We start from the raw sequence: 18,665 nt of genomic DNA on the forward strand, positions 1-18,665 counted from the left end.
TACTATATCTTACCGATATAATAGTCCCAAAGACTGTTAATGTTTAATGAACCGCCGTATGCCGAACGGCACGTACGGTGGTGTGAGGGGTCAGGTAATCAAATAATGATTACCTTCCTACTCTATTCTATTTCATAGATGTATTGAAAATTATACATGCATCTAATTTGTCTCCCTTGATTTTTCGCTCCGTTTTGTAATGAAACAGATAGAGGGGCTGAAGCATTGCTGTTGGAAATAGATAAGTAGTAAGCATTTGAATTATTTCCTTCAAACTCTTGATCGCTCCACAGTTGTGCTGCAGCTTGTTCACTTGGATTATCGACTCGTAAAGCATATGAATCTCTTCCAGATTGTCGATATCCCAATTGTAAATAAGGAATCGCATGAAAATTACTGTAAGGTAAGAAACTCATTGTATGCGTAACAAAATAGGCAATCCTAGATGAGCCTTCTACTTCAAAGGTTCCAAACTTACGTGGAACAGTAGCTGTATTTGTGGAATTACTAAACGCAGAACTTGTTAGACTGGTTAGAGCGGTCTGTGTGGGCATTTTATAGAAGCCTTTGGGGTATGCAAATGCGCAAGGATCACCCTTTCCACTTACTTCATTTAAACCAGGTCGTAAAGCTTTCCAATTGAAATATTCTTGTTTTGATCCGTTCAATCCATTAAAATCAGGGTGATCGTATATGTCTGTATTATAATGTCTGAGCGCATATTTTTGATTTATTTCGTCGAAGTATAAATTAGAAATTGCATAATATTGACCTCCTCTTAAGATCATAGGAGGACTCATGTCAAATAAAATGTTAGCTTTTTTACCAAACTTGAGTGTGATGTTGTCGTCAGCAAAATTAAACGTAAACTTAAGAGGATCGCCATATCTGTTCCTAGTAAGTGTTCTAGAACTTTTATTAGCTTTATTAAATGCATCGGTTGCAAATGTAATTTGATTTAACGTCAAAGAAATTCCATTGGCAGGAATGTTCCCTTCAAAAGTAGTGTATAAATTTAAATTAAATACAGTGTCATTACTCGAACTAAAGCATTCTTGTATATCAAAGTCAACATGTGATAGGGAGTTAGTTTTAGATGTGTAATTGCCTGATTTCAAATCAAATGTGTCGCCAGTAAGTGGGAGGCCTTCTATTTTCCCACTGAAGTTTAAAATTTTATCAAATAATGCTCTACCGCTAATCTTAACCTGAAAAAGAGTTTGTCTAGCTTGAAATAAAATAGTTGATTTGTTGTCTATATGGGCTGTATTAGCGGTTGTAATAGTTCCTTGATCCCAATATAAAGAGGTGAATTTAGTTCCATTTGGTGCTGAGATTTGAAGAGTGTAATCGCTTTCTGTAGGTGTGTTTGGAAAGTTGGGAAGTTTCTCACTATTAAATGTGTATGCGATCCATTTGTAAGTAGTATTTCTTTTTGCATTTTCCCAGCGTGGAGCATCTTCATCAACTGTTGCATCAAGCTTAGTTATAAAGTTATTTCCACTCTGATCAAATATTAATATTCTGTATTTCTTACCATTCTGCATTTTACTACCAGCATACCTTTTCGTTTTCTTCTGTTTTGGTTTAGAAGGGACATTTTTTTCAATTTCATTCACAATCGTGATATCTTTTGATTCTCCTTTGATATCAGAATAGGATATCGAGCCTATACAATTTAGATCAGAGAAAAGAGTATTAGCCTTATTTAATATAATTTGGTGATGTTCGGTAATTTGATCCTCGTTTTTTCTGATGTTGGCACTAATTTGATTAATATCAACGGAAATTAAGAGTGTGATAGCACAATTTGTGCTATGAAATAAAAAAGTTTTCATATTCGTTTTTCTTAATGATAGTAGATGTTACTAACTTTAATTAGTTATCTTTTTTAGAAAATTATTTACAAACATGAAATAATAATTTATCTTTGCAAGATTATTTTAAAATTTTAGATTAAAAAATCTATTTATGAAGATAAAATATTACCCTCCGGTTTTTGGTGAGTTTGAGTTCTATGTAGAAGAGAGCATTTGTGTAGGTTCAACGCGTTTAACTTTTGGAGGAGAAAATCCCAATGATAATGTTCCTACGATAATGGATGACTATGAATTAACGGATGCGTTTGGCTGGGAAACGGAGATCTTTTAGTGAAAATTCTTGCACTAAATTCAAAAGTAAAACCCCTCAAATCCAAAGATTATGAGGGGTTTTTTATTGTCGAAGTATAAAAAATACTATTTACCTTCTAATACTTTAGTTACTAATTCAGCAGCTTCTTTTAACAAGATTGCTGAGTAAACTTGAAGACCTGATTCGTCGATCAATTTTTTCGCTTCCGCAGCGTTAGTACCTTGAAGACGTACAATGATTGGAACTGGAATGTTACCAATTTCATTGTAAGCATCGATTACACCTTGAGCAACACGGTCACAACGAACGATACCACCGAAGATGTTGATTAAGATAGCTTTTACGTTAGGATCTTTTAAGATAATGTTGAAACCAGCTTTTACTGTTTCAGCATTAGCAGTACCACCTACGTCTAAGAAGTTTGCAGGCTCGCCACCAGCTAATTTGATGATATCCATAGTTGCCATCGCAAGACCAGCACCATTCACCATACAACCTACGTTACCGTCAAGTTTTACATAGTTCAAGTTTGACTCACCAGCTTCTACTTCTGTTGGATCTTCTTCTGTGATGTCGCGCATAGCAGCGATGTCAGCATGACGGTACAAAGCGTTTTCGTCTAAGTTTACTTTCGCGTCTACCGCTAAAATTTTATCATCTGAAGTTTTTAATACAGGGTTGATTTCGAACATCGAAGCATCGATAGAATCGTAAGCTTTGTATAAAGCAGCTACGAATTTTACCATGTCTTTGTGCGCAGCACCTGATAAACCTAAGTTGAAGGCAATCTTACGTGCTTGGAAACCTTGTAAACCTACTTTAGGATCGATTTCTTCTTTGAAGATCAAATGAGGAGTTTTTTCAGCAACCTCTTCGATGTCCATACCACCTTCAGTAGAGTACATGATGATATTACGACCAGTACCACGGTCTAATAATACGGACATGTAAAACTCTTTTGTTTCACTTTCTCCAGGATAGTAAACATCTTGAGCGATTAATACTTTATTTACTTTTTTACCTTCAGGACCTGTTTGTGGAGTTACTAATTGCATACCGATGATGTCAGTAGCACGTTGTAATACCTCATCGTGGTTTTTAGCTAATTTCACACCACCACCTTTACCACGTCCACCAGCATGAATTTGCGCTTTTACTACAACCCAGTCCGAGTTGAAGTCTTCCTTCATTTTTTGAGCAGCAGCTACTGCTTGTTCTGGAGTGTCAGCAACTATTCCTTCTTGGACTCTAACGCCAAAACTTTTAAGTATTTCTTTTCCTTGATATTCGTGAATGTTCATTGATAAAAAATTTGACGTAAAAATATGACTTTTATTCTTAAGAGACAAGAATTTATTTGGATACTTTTGTTAATCATTACTGCTTATTGCCTTATATCAAAATGACAATCTGATTCTTTTTCTTAAATTCGTGTCATGATTCTAAAAGCATCAAATATCTATAAATCATACGGCAATCTTCCTATTCTCAAAGGAGTAGATTTTACTGTAGAAAAAGGTGAAATTGTCAGTATAGTAGGCGCTTCGGGCGCAGGGAAAAGTACCTTGTTGCACATTATTGGGACATTGGACAAAGCCGACCAGGGGGAGGTATTTATTGATGATACCGCTATCCATAGACTTTCTTCTAAAGAATTGAGTGCTTTTAGAAACCTCCATATCGGATTCGTGTTTCAATTTCATCATTTATTGCCTGAATTTACGGCTTTGGAAAATGTGTGTATCCCCGCATATATTGGAGGGACAAAAACAGATATAGCAGAGAAGAGAGCAATGGAATTGTTGGATTTGCTTGGGGTAGCAAGTCGAGCTAATCATAAGCCTTCGCAGTTATCAGGAGGCGAGCAGCAACGTATTTCTGTAGCGCGCGCTTTGATCAATAATCCAAAAATCATTTTGGCGGATGAGCCCTCGGGTAATTTAGATTCCGAAAATGCGGCTGCTTTGCATAAGTTGTTTTTTGATTTGCGTGACTCTATGGGACATACTTTTGTGATTGTAACCCACAATGAGGATTTAGCAAATATTTCGGATCGTACGATCCATATGAAAGATGGAAATATATTTTAAGAAATAGAGAGGGAAGGATTTGAAAAAAATATTAATTACCAGTGCTACACATAGCTTAGGGCTGCGTGTCTCAAAATTGTTAGCAGATCGATTTGAAATCATTCAAGCTACATCAGACGAATTACCTGCGTTCATGCAGGACAAGTTTGTGAAAATTCCGAAAGGAGTAAACCCAACATTTGCTCACGAAATGTTGAAATTGGCATTAGATAATAATTACGAATACATTTTACCTCTACAACTGCAAGAGATTGAAGCCTTATCGGAATCATTGTTGCTGTTTGAAGAATACGGTATTTGTATTATCTGCCCTACAAAACAACAATTGCAAGAGTTGGAAATATTGCCAAATCCAGGAAAAGAATTGCCGTTAAGTATTTTGCTGGATAAGACAGATTTGTTGTCGCATAGACAGGTAGATATCGAGATAAACGGATTAGGTGTATTGTCTGATTCAGAAATGGATTTCTTTTTAGCGGTAGCGAGATAATGGAGAATAAGAATATAGGTGAGATTGCATTAGATAAAGAGGTATACGCATTCGAATTGGATGATGTCTTGTTTCCAAAACAGGATTATTTGTTGCAAGTGTATTACCTTTTTGGAAGTTTTTACGAATTCACAGAAGGTACTGTAAAGGCTAACGACTTGGCTAATTTCATGAAGAAAGTTTACTTGTATCATGGCGAAGAAAAGGCCTTCGATGCGGCAAAAGAAGTATTTGGTATTGAAGAAAAGTACCGTGAAAATCTAGAACGCTTAAAAGCCAATGCGCAACTTCCACTACGTTTAGAGCTTTTTACGAATGTAAAAGCGGAATTAAACAAGCTTTTTGAAGCCAATAAACAAGTTGCTATTCTCACGGAAGGTAATCCTGTAGAACAGCTGAATAAGTTGAAATTCATTGATTGGGATATTTTAACCCCGTATAAAGAGCAAATTAAAATCTATTTTGTAGATGAATTACTGCATCAAAAAATAGACATTATTCCTTATCTTGCACAAGAGTTTAGCGTGCTGGAAGACAGTTTGTTAGTGTTGGATTAAGCGTTTCGGTAATGAAAAAATATTCACATATCTTTTTTTTGCTATCAATTGTAGCCATATTTTTTGTTTCCTGTGAGCGAGATGACGATGAGCGAGATGACCCCACACGATATGCGATAGACACAACTAGAACTTACACAGACGATACTTACGAGAATAGACTCAAAGATTCCGTATGGTATTATTACAAATATTTATCACTGTGGGAGAAAGCAATTAGCCCTACCACTTCTCGTATCGGGGTGATGGATTCTGTCGATTACCTCAAAAATAATTACACTAAGTATTTTCAGTCAGCAGGGGATGTATTAGGCTATTTGATGTATACGACCAAGGTCAGTGTGGTTGGTAATAAAGTGAAACCTAATATTGGAAGCGGTAACTATTTTTCTTATTTCAGCGATATATTATACACCCATCAGGCAGGTGAAAGCAAAGCTTATGATTGGTATAGTTTTTTGGATAGAGGTGGTTTTGTAACAGGTGCTATTCAGCAAGGGTATATCTCAGGATTTGGGATGGATTTGATGTATCTGCAAAAAGACGCTAATAACTTAAATAGCGGTTTGTATATCCGTTTTGTCGAAAAAAATTCAGCTGCATATAAAGCGGGTTTGCGACGTGGACAGCAAATCATTAGTCTTAATGGCGATACCAAAATAGATTATAACAGCCAAAAAGCTTCTAATTTCCGGGAGCTAAATAATTACCTGAACTTGGCTAATCTAGCTATAGAGTATAAAACTCCAACAGGTCAAGAAAAGACTGTAAGTATTGCCTATGCCAGAAATAGTTATGCAGATGCTGTTTTTGCAGATACTGTTTTAGTGGCAGGGAACAAAAATGTAGCCTACCTTGGACTTAGTTCTTTTTTATCAACGGATGCTTGGGTTTTAGATAAAGGTGTAACAAAACCTTTTCAATCGCGACTAAGCGAGGTTTTCAATAGCTTTTCTTCTAAAAACGTAGAAAATATTGTGGTGGATTTAAGGTACAATGGGGGAGGATCGGTATTGACTGCAGAATATTTATCTGATTTGTTGGTGCGCAGTTCTGCTTCTGGTAGTTTGATGTATTCCTACAAGATTAATGATATCCTCAAACAGTTAGGTTGGGATGATGAAGGTGAAGATTTTGCGCCCGTAAAATTCAATAAGAAAGGTAATTTGAATGTGTCAAATATTTACTTTTTGGTTTCTGAGGAAACAGCATCAGCCAGTGAGTTGCTCATTAACAATTTGACACCTTATATGAATGTGTATATGATCGGTACTTACCGTTCAGAAAATAATACAACTATTGCAAAGAATACGTATGGCAAACCTGTAGGTTTCTTTCCAATAGATATCGTTAGTATAAGCAATGAATTGTATGTAACATCTTTTCAGATGTTCAATAAGAATGGGTATGGCGATTATTTTGATGGTTTAAAACCTAATACACATGTTTGGGAGTATGATTCATTCTTTGATTTTGGTCAACAAGAAGAATCTATGCTATCTGCAGCCTTAAATCATATAAAATCTGGTAATTTTAAGAGTACAGCTACGCGTTCAGTTTCTCCGAATACTAATTTTGATCGAAAATTTATGGAAGAAGGGTTCAAATCCAATAAAATACGCGGTATGTATAAATTTCCTACCAAAAAGATTCATTTTTAATCCTTATCTTTAGACTTTAGAGATTAATATATTTGATGAGTTCTATGAATAAGCCCAATAAGCCTATCACGATTAAGGAAATAGCGCGCAAACTAAGAATTTCTCCCTCAACAGTTTCGCGTGCATTGAATGATCACCCAAGTATAGGTTTAGTGACGACTATGCGAGTAAAAAAGCTCGCTGAAGAATTAAACTACGAACCCAACCAGACAGCCATCTTTTTCAAACAACGTAAGACTTTTACTTTAGGGGTGATTCTTCCTAAGTTGTCCGAGCCTTTTTTTGCATCAGCGATCAGTGCAATCGAAGAAGTGGCAGGTGAAAAGAAGTTTACTGTACTTTTAGGACAGTCCTTAGATAATCCAGAACGTGAGCTTAATATTATCAATAGTTTCAGAACACATCGTGTGGATGGTATACTTATGTCATTAGGAAAGAATACGACTAATCTGGATTTTATTGAACGTCTACGCAAATACGAAATTCCAATTGTGTTTTTTGATTGTGTGCCTGAAGGTGTGGATGATGTGCCTAAAGTGTATTGCGATCTTTCTACAGGTATTCAAGAGGCTGTTCAAGCTTTCGCGGAGCGCGGTCATAAGCAAATCGCATTAATCAATGGTCCTGAGACCTTGAAAGCGTCTGGCGAGCGTACATTGTCTTTCAAAAAAGCTTTGTTGGATAACGGGCTAAATTTTGATGATAAATATGTAGTTTATTCGGATTTGACAGAAGAAAGCAATTACCAAGCGATGGAGAAATTAAGAGACTTGGCTGATAGGCCTTCGGCAATCTTAGCGTTCAATGATTACGTTACTTTTGACATCATCAGATATGCAAAAGAAAAGGGAATCTATTTAGGACACGATATTCAGGTAATAAGTTTTGCAAATTATTCATTATGGAAATACATGGATAATCCGCCATTGGCAAGTATCGAACAATATCCAGCTGAACAAGGTGCCAAAGCGGCTAGTATTTTATTGGAGTTGTTGGATAATAAGGATAGTGAAGAAATAATTCAAGATCATATTTTTGCCTCCAAATTAGTTTATCAATAAACTTTATATTTTAGGCCAGTACCGTCCTAAATAAGATAAAAATGGCGGTGTATTTATATAGCAGGGATTGCTATATTTAATTCGCTAAAATTAACCAACCGCCATGGTAAATATAAACGTATTTTCTCAGATATTAGGACTAGTAGATCGCAATATTTTCAACAAATTGGTTCAACAATATCATTCCGATAAACACCATAAAGGAATTAATAGTTGGACACACTTTGTAAGTATGCTTTTCTGCCATCTTTCCTTAGCTGATTCCGTTCGTGATATTTCTAATGGGCTTCGTAGTACTACAGGAAACATGAGTCATATGGGTATCTCTAGAACGCCAAGCAAGTCCAACCTCTCTTACATCAACCAACATCGTAATCATGGCCTATTTCGAGATTTGTATTATAAACTTTTGGATGATTTGTGGCGTAAAGATTCTCCAAGACGCACCGAGCTTAACAGACTCAAGCGTAAAGTATATTTCATGGATGCTACTATTATTCCTTTATGCTTAAGTGTATTTGACTGGGCTAAATTCCGCAGTGCTAAGGGAGCTGTAAAACTTCATACTATACTTGATTATGATGGCTGTATGCCCAGTTTTGTGCATATCACAGATGGTAAACAACATGAATCTAAAATCGCCAAGACCATTTCATTTCCTAAAGGCTGTGTGGTGGTTGTGGATAGAGGCTACGTTGATTATGCTTGGATGAACGTTTTGGACAGCAATCATTCCTTTTTTGTCACACGCAGTAAAAGCAACATGAAATATACGATAGTGAAAACATTTCAAAGTGAGGCACTCCAGGACAGCGGCGTCCTTCAGGATCAAATTATTGAACTTGGGGATGCTAAAAAGCACTATCAAGGAAAGAAAATGCGTATAGTATGTTTTTGGGACAGCATAAATAAGGCTGAATATGAGTTTTTAACAAACAATTTCACCTGGAAAGCATCAACAGTAGCGGCCTTATATAAAGAAAGATGGGAGATTGAAACTTTCTTTAAGCATCTAAAACAGCGTCTGAAAGTAACCAGTTTTGTAGGAACCTCAGAAAATGCTGTCTACATTCAAATTTGGACTGCATTAATAGGAATACTACTCTTTAAATACATTCAGAAAAAAGCTAAATACGATTGGAATTTATCCAATCTTGTGAACTTTATTCGATTAAATATATTTGTGAAAATTGATCTCTGGAAATGGGCTAATGATCCATTCTTTTCTGGTAAACCTCCTGATAAAATTGGACAGTTTAAACTCTTCTAAAACAATAGAGAGGGTATATTTCGGATTTTTTAACAAAAGCTTCCTTAATTCATAGAAGATAGCAGATAATCTGCGGCCTAAAATTTATTTAGGACAGTAATGATTTTAGGCATAAAAAAAGGATACATTCTTATAAAATGTATCCTTTTTTTTTATGTGCGCCCGGCATGGGCGTGAACTCTAGGGTGTGAGTCCCGAACGTGCCTTGATAGTGGGAAACGTTAACTTAAGGCAAGGGTGTCCTCCGTGAGGAGGAATCTGAAGGAAGCTGGCGGTAAATCTCTGGCCTGACGTACAGGAGGCGAATTAGGCAGTTGGATGTGGGTGAGTCTGCATAACAAGACAAAGCCCAAAACTATCCGAAACATCCCGCTGTATATTCGACAGGTATATGGAGAGAAAGTTCACGTTCTTACCCGGGGAGATCTGTCACACTGTTGCCGGCTGGAGGAGCGACTCCCTAAGGAACAAAATTTTGTAGTGATACATCATTGGTTTGACAGAAGTCAGCAGACGCCGTAGTACTTTTTTTTTTTAGGAAGGAAGGGCTGAACATTAAACGTCCGTTTAAACTATGCGAATTGGGCTTATCGTAAAGAAAGCAGAAAACTTCGAATGGAGAGCTGCCCTGTAAGGGATATGCTGGAAGCAGAAAAGTAGCAGGGAGCGCTGAGCGATATCTTGAAAGAAAACAGAAGACACGGAAACAGCGAAAAAAAAGAATGCAAAACGAGATGTTACTGGAAGAAATTATCAGTAGTAGCAACCTACATCAGGCATACGATCAGGTTGTAGGAAACAAAGGAGCACCCGGTACTGATAATGTGGGTCACGTTGAATTTAAAGAACAGCTCTCATGGGAATGGCGTGATGTTAAATTACAACTAGAGAGAGCATGGCGAATATCGCCCTTTGCCTATTAAACGTGTTAAAATCCCTAAACCCAATGGCGGAGAACGTCTATTGGGTATTCCTACCTATATGGATAGGCTTATCCAACAATCCATCTCTCAGGTTTTGGTAAGAATGTATGATCCTGACTTTTCGGAACATAGCTATGGTTTTCGTTCAGAGAAGAATGCCCACCAAGCATTAGTAAAAGCCAAAGAATACATTAACTCGGGATATAGCCATGTTGTAGATCTGGACCTTGCCCAATTCTTTGACCGAGTAAACCATGACTACTTAATGAATGAACTAAGCAAGAAGATCATTGACAAGCGAGTTTTGAAACTAATTCATCGGATCCTTCGTGCCGATATTCTGGATGAAGGCAAATTGACTTCTTGCAAACAGGGTGTTCCGCAAGGCGGTCCATTAAGTCCATTGCTTTCTAATATCATACTAGATAAACTAGATAAGGAACTGGAAAGTAGAGGTCACCGCTTTGTTCGCTATGCAGATGATTGTAGTATCTATGTTAAAAGTAAACGAGCAGGAGATCGAGTAATGGAAAGCATCAGTAAGTATATTGAAAAGGAACTAAAACTGAAAGTAAATGTAGAAAAGAGTATTGTTACACGTCCTTGGAGCACACGCTTATTGGGGTTTACGTTCTATCATAAGAAGGGCAGCAAAGGAATTAGTGTACATGGTAAAAGTATTAGTATCTACAAGGATAAAATCCGTAAAATTACTCGTCGTAGAAGCCCTCTATCTATAGGTGAGCGCATGATGCAAATCCGAAGATTGAACCAAGGGTGGGGAAGCTACTTCAAGTTAAGTGAAACGCGCAGTATATTCTCAACCTTAGACGAATGGATGCGCAGCCGTGTTAGACTATGTTACTGGAACCAATGGAAGAGGGTCAAGACGCGTGTGAGGGAGCTCAAGAAATTAGGAGTGACTCCCAATCAAGCTTATCAATGGGGTAATACCCGTAAAGGCCCGTGGCGCACTGTAAATAGCCCAATCCTAAAACGAACGCTTACCACTGCATTTTTAAAGAAAGAAGGACTATTATACCTAACCGATATAATAGCCCCAAAGACTGTTAATGTTTAATGAACCGCCGTATGCCGAACGGCAAGTACGGTGGTGTGAGGGGTCAGGTAATCAAATAATGATTACCTTCCTACTCTATAGTCAGCTTAGTCCTATAAGTGAATTACTTCACCATAAGCATCTGCGGCAGCTTCCATAATAGCTTCACTCATTGTTGGGTGAGGGTGAACTGATTTAATAATTTCGTGACCAGTTGTTTCTAATTTACGCGCTACAACTACTTCAGCAATCATTTCAGTTACGTTAGCACCAATCATATGTGCACCTAAGAATTCACCGTATTTTGCATCGAAAATTACTTTAACGAAACCGTCTTTTGCACCCGCAGCAGATGCTTTACCTGATGCAGAGAATGGGAATTTACCCACTTTGATTTCATAACCAGCTTCACGAGCTGCTTTTTCTGTAAGACCTACAGAAGCAATTTCTGGCGAACAGTAAGTGCATCCAGGGATGTTGTTGTAATTAATAGGTTCGACGTGTAAACCTTTGATTTTCTCTACACAAGTAATGGCTTCTGCTGAAGCAACGTGTGCCAAAGCTTGCCCTTTTACGATATCACCGATAGCATAAACGCCATCTACATTTGTTTTGTAGAAATCATCAACTACTACACGACCTTTATCTACTTTGACACCAACTTCTTCTAAACCGATGTTTTCGATGTTTGGAGCAATACCTACCGCTGATAATACGATTTCAGCTTCGATTACTTCTGTACCTTTCGCAGTTTTGATATTTACTTTTGATAAAGCACCCGAAGTATCTACTGAAGTTACTTCAGATTTAGTCAAGATATCGATACCTGCTTTTTTCAAAGATTTTTCTAATTGTTTTGATACTTCTTCGTCTTCTACAGGGACGATGCGGTCCATGAATTCAACGATAGTTACTTTTGTACCAATTGCATTATAGAAATAAGCAAATTCTACACCGATAGCACCAGAACCAACAACTACCATAGATTTAGGTTGTTGAGGTAAGTTCATAGCTTGGCGGTAGCCAATGATTTTTTTACCATCTTGAGGCAAGTTAGGTAATTCTCTCGAACGAGCACCTGTTGCTAAGATTGTATGTTTTGCTGTATATTCTTTTACACTGCCGTCTGCAGCTTTTACTTCTACTTTGCCACCTTTTTTGATTTTAGCAGTACCCATGATCACATCGATCTTGTTCTTTTTCATTAAGAATTGGATACCTTTGCTCATTCCATCAGCGACACCACGACTTCTTTTTACAATTGCACCAAAGTCAGCTTCTCCGCCTTGTACTTTAATACCGTATTCTTCAGCATGGTTTAAGTATTCAAATACTTGAGCACTTTTTAATAAAGCTTTTGTAGGAATACATCCCCAGTTTAAACAAATACCGCCTAAAGCTTCGCGCTCTACAACGGCAGTCTTAAAACCTAATTGAGATGCACGGATAGCAGCAACATAACCACCCGGTCCAGATCCAATCACAATAATGTCGTAGTTCATATAGTTTTTGAATTAGTTTTCTTTTTCAAATTTTGTAGCCAAAAATACACTTTTTTTTTGGCTTCACTATACTATATTGATAGGTAATTGACTAAAACTAATAAATATTGTTTCCTTTATTTGAGGTGATGCTTTTTAAATATTTTATTTTTTGATAATTTAATTCCTCAGAATTGCCTCTTTTTAGAGAAATATAAGCGATATTGAAATACCTTTTATAAACGAATCAATCTATAATGAAAAACCTGTTTTTTACTTTAATCTTACTATTATTATCCTTGAGCGGATGTACTCAATCTGTAACTTCTTCAGATCTAACCTCTAATTTGCGCCAAACGCAATGGTATAAAGCTAAAGTAGCTTATTTAGGCGATTCTATTACCGATAAAAGAAGGATAGGAACGAAGAAAGTGTATTGGGAGTATTTAGAAGATTATTTAGGGATTCAATCATATGTTTTCGCAAGAAGCGGACATACTTGGAATGATATAATGGTACAAGCTCAAGAACTAAAAGATTTGGGGATAGATGAATTGTCAGCAATAATTATTTTTGCGGGTACGAATGATTATAATTCCAATACGGAAATGGGGACACTATATACTGAATCATTACAACTCACCAATCATAATGGTGAACAAGTACAAAGAAAGTTTAGGGAAAGTTCTTTTGATACAAATACTTTTTATGGCAGAATCAATAGCGTATTATCTTTCTTAAAACAGCATTTTCCCCAACAACAAATCATACTTTTGACACCTATTCATCGTGGATACGCGCACTTTAATGAAAAGAATGTGCAACCTGACGAACGCTATGCGAATGGAGTTGGATTGTATATTGATGATTATGTGGAGGGCATCAAAAAAGCTGGACAATATTGGTCTTTACCAATTATTGACTTGTTTGGTACTTCGGGACTATCACCTTTGGTAGATTCTCATGCTATGTATTTTGCGAATAAACAAAAGGATTTGCTCCACCCTAATGCGGATGGACATAATAGAATGGCTCAAACAATTATGTGTCAGTTGCTACAATTTCCTGGTAAATTTTAATATACGAATTTTGTCAGTCTTTGGTCAATATAGATTATAACTATTTTTTAACACTTAATAATGGTTATTTTCGTAGCGAATTAATTTATAAGTATGTTACGAATTTTTCAGCAAGTAGCTTTGTGGGAAGCGATTTCAACTATTGTGTTATTCTTTATTGCAATGCCATTAAAATATTTTGCAGGCATTCCTGAGGCAGTAAGAGTGGCGGGTTCGATACACGGATTTTTAGTGGTTATATTCGTAATCCTTTTGATTATGTGTTGGCAAACTTTTAATTGGAAATTTTCTAGAGTAGTAAAATACTTTGTACTTTCTTTGATACCTATTATTTCTTTCTGGGTCGAACGAGATGTAAAGAAAGACATCCTTAATAAAACAAAAGCAAGCTAATTAGCTTGCTTTTGTTTTATTAAGGATAGTTGCGATTCTTCAAAAAAAGCTTAATCTTAAAATCCGGCTGGGGGAATAAGATTTATAGTTATCCTATTCATTTTATATCTTTTCATGTCAATATTATGAATAAATAGTGTCTGATTAGACGTTGTTGCATTATTTGAAACTTTACGTAGCCTCAAATCATGTATCCTAATGACAGATTTATATTTTGTATATATTGGAAAATTTTGATCGTGAATAGTCAACATAGAGGTCTCATCGCAATAGAGTTCTTGGACGAATTTAGCGTTATCACCCAATAATGAAGTTTTATTATCAGGATCTACGAACCTAATTGTTCTTCCAATGGTAATGTAAGGCGTAAGATAGTCTGATCCCATTAATTTCTCAAAGTGTGTATTCACAGTGTCTGGATTAGGACGACTTGGATTTGGTATTGCTTGGGTTAATGTCAAATCACTTATTTTAAACCTTACTTGTGTTACAGAAGGATAAATTCGAGCTCCTAAACCTGACGCAGTTCCATTAGATATGCTAAATGTGTACCCTGCAGGTGCTTTTAAGCGGATTTCGTAGCCATGGAATTGATGCCTTAAATTAATTCTAAGCTTTAATTCTTTAGTAACTTTGTGTGTTTCTTTCCAAAACATAAAAGCTGCGCCACCATCTAACGAACTTATTTCAGCAGTATTTAAATTCGTTGTTGTTAGGGCTTTCAGTGTTGGAATGGTTCCATTATTAGAATTTGTCGTATTGTATTCAGAATAGCATACGAAAGTATATGTTTCGCCGTTAATAAGTTTTAATGTTTGTTTCTCACTTTCTATATTACATCTGATGTATGTAACTAAATCAGCTTGATTGCCATCTTTGTCGTAGGCAATTAGTTTATATCTCCAGCCTGTTTTTAAGTCGTATGCAATCTCAGTTGCGGCTAGTTTTGACTTATTGATTTTTTCAGTAGCCCCATAGGTTATGCTGTATCCAATTGTTTGACTGTTGTCATTTGTTTGTGAAAATGAATTGGAACTAGTAGTAGTAGCATTTTTTTGTGTTGTAGGGGTATAAACATCCATTTTCTCTACGGAAATATTTCCTATACCTATAGCTATTATTTCTCCGTTTTTACTTATCTCCTCATCTATCTTAGTACAGTTCATTAATAGATTTGAAATAATAATAATTATTAATGAGTGTAATTTTATATTACGCATGTCTTAAGTATTAATTTTTTAATTGGAAATCTACATTTATAATTTCTTCATCTTCCCATGAATGTATTAAAAAGCCATCTTGATTTGGTTGGATCAAATTATAATTTGAGCCTGTACATAGGCTGTGTTCTACATTAATTATATGTAGAAAAATTCTAGGTTTGGTGTATTTATTGTTTGGCATTTCGAAAAATTAATTAAATACTTAATTAATATTAAAATAATTCTAAAAATTAATCTATAGTTTATCTTGTTGTAGCTATTTTTCTACTTTGATTTTATAGGGGAGATATTTACTAAATGGATACAGAGTAATTTTTTTCATTATAAACTACTCTTTATCGAAGACTTGATTGTATGGAAAATTTGTATTTACCCAATTAAGCAATTACCCGCAAACCTTCATGAAAAGGATAAATCATCTTGTCTGTCCATGTAGAGAAGATATCATCTTCTATATTAATAGTATGGAGAAAAATTATGGGTTTATAATATTTATGTTTTTTGGTTTGCATAAGGTGAAATTAATTAATTAATATGCGATCAATAATCTCAATTTGTTATAAAATTTACTTTGTGTAAATTTTATTCTGCATTATAGTGAAAAAAAATTACGATAAAAATTATAAAGTATTGACATCGTATTGTATTATCAATACTTTATACTTTGAGGAAGGAGATTAGTCCTTTTGAGGAAGATCATTTATGCTCATATAGGCATAAGTAATTTCCGTTTTTCCATGAGGAGTGGGAACTCCTTCTTTATCCAGATTCACAAATACCAACTTATCGATAGAAAGAATCGTTTTTCGAGTAATTTTATTGCGAACTTGACATGTTAGTGTGATGGAAGTTCTACCGAATTCCGTTGCTGTGATACCTAGCTCAATAATATCACCTTGCTTAGCTGAACTAACAAAGTTAATCTCAGAAATAAACTTAGTTACTACGTGTGGATTGCCTAATTGTACAATGGCATAAATAACAGCTTCTTCATCAATCCAGCGTAGGAGCGTGCCTCCAAAAAGTGAACCGTTCGGATTTAGATCCTCAGGTTTTACCCATTTTCTAGTGTGAAAGTTCATTATAGTTGAATATAAAATGAGAAACAAAAGAAAAGAGGCAAATTGCTTTGCCTCTTTAAATTTTTTTTAAGCGTGAATAGCTCTGTTATCTGTTGCTGCAAGAGCAGCTTCTTTAATTGCTTCTGTGTAAGTAGGGTGAGCATGGCAGATTCTAGAAATATCTTCTGCTGAAGCTCTGTATTCCATAGCTACCACAGCCTCTGCAATCATGTCTGCTGCACGGGGACCAATCATGTGAACACCTAATACTTCGTCAGTAGCGGCATCTGCCAATACTTTTACGAAACCATCCGTATCGCCTGAAGCTTTTGCACGACCTGAGGCTTTGAATGAGAATGAACCTGATTTGTATTTTACTCCTGCTTCTTTCAATTGTTCTTCAGTTTTTCCAACAGAAGCAACTTCTGGCCAAGTGTATACTACACCAGGGATTAAGTTGTAGTCGATATGTGGTTTTTGACCAGCAATACGTTCTGCTACATAAATACCTTCGTCCTCAGCTTTGTGCGCTAACATAGCACCTTTCACCACGTCACCGATAGCGTAAACGCCTTCCACGGCTGTTTCTAAGTGTTCGTTTACAGTGATTTTATTTCCTCTTTCTTCTGGAGTAATGCCGATATTTTCTAACCCTAAGTCTTTTGTATAAGCTACACGACCTACAGAAACGATACAGTAATCACCTTCGAATGATACCGCTTGACCTTTTGCGTCTTCAGCAGTTACAGTAACAGTTTTACCTTTTGCAGTAGCACCTGTTACTTTGTGACCTAAGAAGAATTCCATGCCTAAAGATTTTTTCAATACGCGTTGTAATTCTTTACCTAAACCGCCGTCCATCGTACTGATAATTGATTTAGCGTATTCAATTACCGATACTTTGGCACCAAGACGAGCATATACTGAACCTAACTCAAGACCGATAACACCACCGCCGATAACGATTAAGTGTTTAGGAACTTCTTGTAAGTTTAAAGCTTCAGTAGAAGTGATGATACGTTTTTTGTCGATAGGTAGGAAAGGCAATGCTGTTGGTTTAGAACCAGTAGCAATGATTACATTTTTACCAGTAATTTCTTCTGCAGAACCATCTTTTTTCGTGATTTTGATGGTGTTTTTATTCACGAATGAACCTACACCTTCGTAAGAATCAATTTTGTTCTTTTTAAAAAGGTAAGTGATACCTGCTGTATTTTGTGCGATCACATCATTTTTGCGATCGATCATTTTTTTAACATCAATTTTTAAGTCTTTCACAGATATACCGTGATCTGCAAAAGCATGAGCAGCATTGTGATAGTGCTCTGAAGTGTCTAATAAAGCTTTTGAAGGGATACATCCAACATTCAAACATGTACCACCAAAAGTGCTATATTTTTCAATTACCGCTGTTTTTAAACCCAATTGAGCACAACGGATAGCGGCTACATAACCGCCTGGACCACTACCAATTACTATTACGTCGTATTGCATAATTGCTTTTTTATATTTTTGTTGCAAAGTTAAGGTTTATCCTTCACTATTACCAAATTATGTTGGCATAAAAAAAGGCACTTTTGGTGCCTTTAATTAAGAATATTTTACATTGGAAAATTTTATTCCGCGACGATTTTACCTTTCATCATACCAAAGTGACCTGGAAAACTACAGATATAGTCGTATACACCTTTTTCTAAAGTTACAGAAATTTTGTCTTCTTCGCCTGGACCTAATAATTTAGTATGTTCTACGATAGAAGATAATGAAGATTTTGGAATGTATTCATTATCCGCGGCACTAGCAGCTTCGCCACCAAAAGTTGCTAAATCAACTCCAGGTTTTAAAATCACGATATTGTGTCCCATAGATTCTTTTGGTAATGTACCTACATTTTTGAAAGTCAACTCTAATGGTTCTCCGGCTTTTACACGAATTAATTCAGTGTCGAATTTCATTTGGTCATTACCTGTTACCGTCCATGTATTAGATAAAGTCACATTTTCAATACCTTCTACCGTTTCAGTTACATCAGAAGCTGATTCTTCCGTAGTTGTTGCAGTATTATCACTTTCAGTCTTTGTGTTTCCTCCCCCACAAGATGCTATTGTCAAACCTAAAGCTATTGCAGGAATTAAAAAGTATTTTTTCATAATTTTAATATAAGTTGTCTTAAGCCAAATTTA

At 36.0% G+C, this 18,665-nt stretch carries 17 protein-coding genes and 1 pseudogene; 10 read left to right on the forward strand and 8 right to left on the reverse strand.

Annotation, left to right across the window (positions count from 1 at the left end):
• Positions 1 to 122: 122 nt before the first annotated feature.
• A complete protein-coding gene (locus H8B04_RS14960) occupies positions 123 to 1,838 on the reverse strand; it encodes a hypothetical protein (protein WP_190302856.1) in 1,716 nt (571 codons plus the stop codon).
• Positions 1,839 to 1,971: 133 nt separating this feature from the next.
• Here H8B04_RS14960 and H8B04_RS14965 point away from each other — a divergent pair, with 133 nt between their 5' ends.
• A complete protein-coding gene (locus H8B04_RS14965; RefSeq protein WP_190302857.1) occupies positions 1,972 to 2,151 on the forward strand; it encodes a hypothetical protein in 180 nt (59 codons plus the stop codon).
• Between the two features lie 86 nt (positions 2,152 to 2,237).
• On the opposite strand, the gene sucC is transcribed toward H8B04_RS14965, so the two are convergent.
• Positions 2,238 to 3,434 carry an ADP-forming succinate--CoA ligase subunit beta gene (gene sucC / locus H8B04_RS14970; protein ID WP_190302858.1) on the reverse strand — a complete coding sequence of 399 codons (1,197 nt, stop codon included), beginning with the start codon at positions 3,432 to 3,434 and terminating at the stop codon, positions 2,238 to 2,240.
• A gap of 138 nt (positions 3,435 to 3,572) precedes the next feature.
• On the opposite strand from sucC, the gene H8B04_RS14975 reads away from it, so the two are divergent.
• The 7 genes and pseudogenes from H8B04_RS14975 to ltrA all read left to right on the forward strand — a co-directional run.
• Positions 3,573 to 4,223, forward strand: coding sequence for an ABC transporter ATP-binding protein (locus H8B04_RS14975; protein WP_190302867.1), 651 nt, complete (start codon positions 3,573 to 3,575; stop codon positions 4,221 to 4,223).
• 19 nt (positions 4,224 to 4,242) lie between these two features.
• Complete coding sequence (locus H8B04_RS14980) at positions 4,243 to 4,713, forward strand: ATP-grasp domain-containing protein (RefSeq protein WP_165292564.1); 471 nt, start codon at positions 4,243 to 4,245, stop codon at positions 4,711 to 4,713.
• Positions 4,713 to 5,270, forward strand: coding sequence for an HAD family hydrolase (locus H8B04_RS14985; protein WP_190302859.1), 558 nt, complete (start codon positions 4,713 to 4,715; stop codon positions 5,268 to 5,270). The genes H8B04_RS14980 and H8B04_RS14985 overlap by 1 nt, the downstream gene beginning before the upstream one ends.
• A gap of 11 nt (positions 5,271 to 5,281) precedes the next feature.
• Complete coding sequence (locus H8B04_RS14990; protein WP_190302860.1) at positions 5,282 to 6,931, forward strand: S41 family peptidase; 1,650 nt, start codon at positions 5,282 to 5,284, stop codon at positions 6,929 to 6,931.
• Between the two features lie 44 nt (positions 6,932 to 6,975).
• On the forward strand, positions 6,976 to 7,992 hold the full coding sequence (locus H8B04_RS14995; protein ID WP_223815450.1) for a LacI family DNA-binding transcriptional regulator: 1,017 nt from the start codon (positions 6,976 to 6,978) through the stop codon (positions 7,990 to 7,992).
• Between the two features lie 103 nt (positions 7,993 to 8,095).
• Complete coding sequence (locus H8B04_RS15000; protein ID WP_190302861.1) at positions 8,096 to 9,262, forward strand: IS4 family transposase; 1,167 nt, start codon at positions 8,096 to 8,098, stop codon at positions 9,260 to 9,262.
• Between the two features lie 906 nt (positions 9,263 to 10,168).
• Positions 10,169 to 11,266: pseudogene (ltrA, locus tag H8B04_RS15005) on the forward strand (group II intron reverse transcriptase/maturase); the annotation flags it as partial.
• Between the two features lie 92 nt (positions 11,267 to 11,358).
• On the opposite strand, the gene lpdA (H8B04_RS15010) reads toward ltrA, so the two are convergent.
• Positions 11,359 to 12,747 (reverse strand): dihydrolipoyl dehydrogenase, encoded by a 1,389-nt coding sequence (gene lpdA, locus H8B04_RS15010; protein ID WP_190302863.1) that lies wholly within the window; start codon positions 12,745 to 12,747, stop codon positions 11,359 to 11,361.
• A 236-nt stretch (positions 12,748 to 12,983) separates the two neighbouring features.
• Here lpdA (H8B04_RS15010) and H8B04_RS15015 point away from each other — a divergent pair, with 236 nt between their 5' ends.
• Together H8B04_RS15015 and H8B04_RS15020 are read left to right on the forward strand one after the other, a co-directional pair.
• Positions 12,984 to 13,805, forward strand: a complete 822-nt coding sequence (locus tag H8B04_RS15015) for an SGNH/GDSL hydrolase family protein (RefSeq protein WP_165292373.1) — start codon at positions 12,984 to 12,986, stop codon at positions 13,803 to 13,805.
• Between the two features lie 93 nt (positions 13,806 to 13,898).
• Positions 13,899 to 14,198, forward strand: coding sequence for a DUF3817 domain-containing protein (locus H8B04_RS15020; protein WP_165292374.1), 300 nt, complete (start codon positions 13,899 to 13,901; stop codon positions 14,196 to 14,198).
• 56 nt (positions 14,199 to 14,254) lie between these two features.
• On the opposite strand, the gene H8B04_RS15025 is transcribed toward H8B04_RS15020, so the two are convergent.
• From H8B04_RS15025 to H8B04_RS15040, 5 genes are all read right to left on the reverse strand, one after another.
• The gene (locus H8B04_RS15025; protein WP_190302864.1) at positions 14,255 to 15,364 is read right to left on the reverse strand and encodes a hypothetical protein; all 1,110 of its coding nucleotides are present in this window, start codon (positions 15,362 to 15,364) and stop codon (positions 14,255 to 14,257) included.
• 434 nt (positions 15,365 to 15,798) lie between these two features.
• Complete coding sequence (locus tag H8B04_RS17300) at positions 15,799 to 15,933, reverse strand: hypothetical protein (protein ID WP_262891421.1); 135 nt, start codon at positions 15,931 to 15,933, stop codon at positions 15,799 to 15,801.
• 165 nt (positions 15,934 to 16,098) lie between these two features.
• Positions 16,099 to 16,503, reverse strand: a complete 405-nt coding sequence (locus tag H8B04_RS15030) for an acyl-CoA thioesterase (RefSeq protein WP_165292376.1) — start codon at positions 16,501 to 16,503, stop codon at positions 16,099 to 16,101.
• A 66-nt stretch (positions 16,504 to 16,569) separates the two neighbouring features.
• Positions 16,570 to 17,976 carry a dihydrolipoyl dehydrogenase gene (lpdA, locus tag H8B04_RS15035; RefSeq protein ID WP_190302865.1) on the reverse strand — a complete coding sequence of 469 codons (1,407 nt, stop codon included), beginning with the start codon at positions 17,974 to 17,976 and terminating at the stop codon, positions 16,570 to 16,572.
• 122 nt (positions 17,977 to 18,098) lie between these two features.
• Positions 18,099 to 18,632 carry a plastocyanin/azurin family copper-binding protein gene (locus H8B04_RS15040; protein WP_165292378.1) on the reverse strand — a complete coding sequence of 178 codons (534 nt, stop codon included), beginning with the start codon at positions 18,630 to 18,632 and terminating at the stop codon, positions 18,099 to 18,101.
• Positions 18,633 to 18,665: the final 33 nt, after the last annotated feature.

It is taken from the genome of Sphingobacterium litopenaei (assembly GCF_014692495.1).
Taxonomy (GTDB): domain Bacteria; phylum Bacteroidota; class Bacteroidia; order Sphingobacteriales; family Sphingobacteriaceae; genus Sphingobacterium; species Sphingobacterium litopenaei.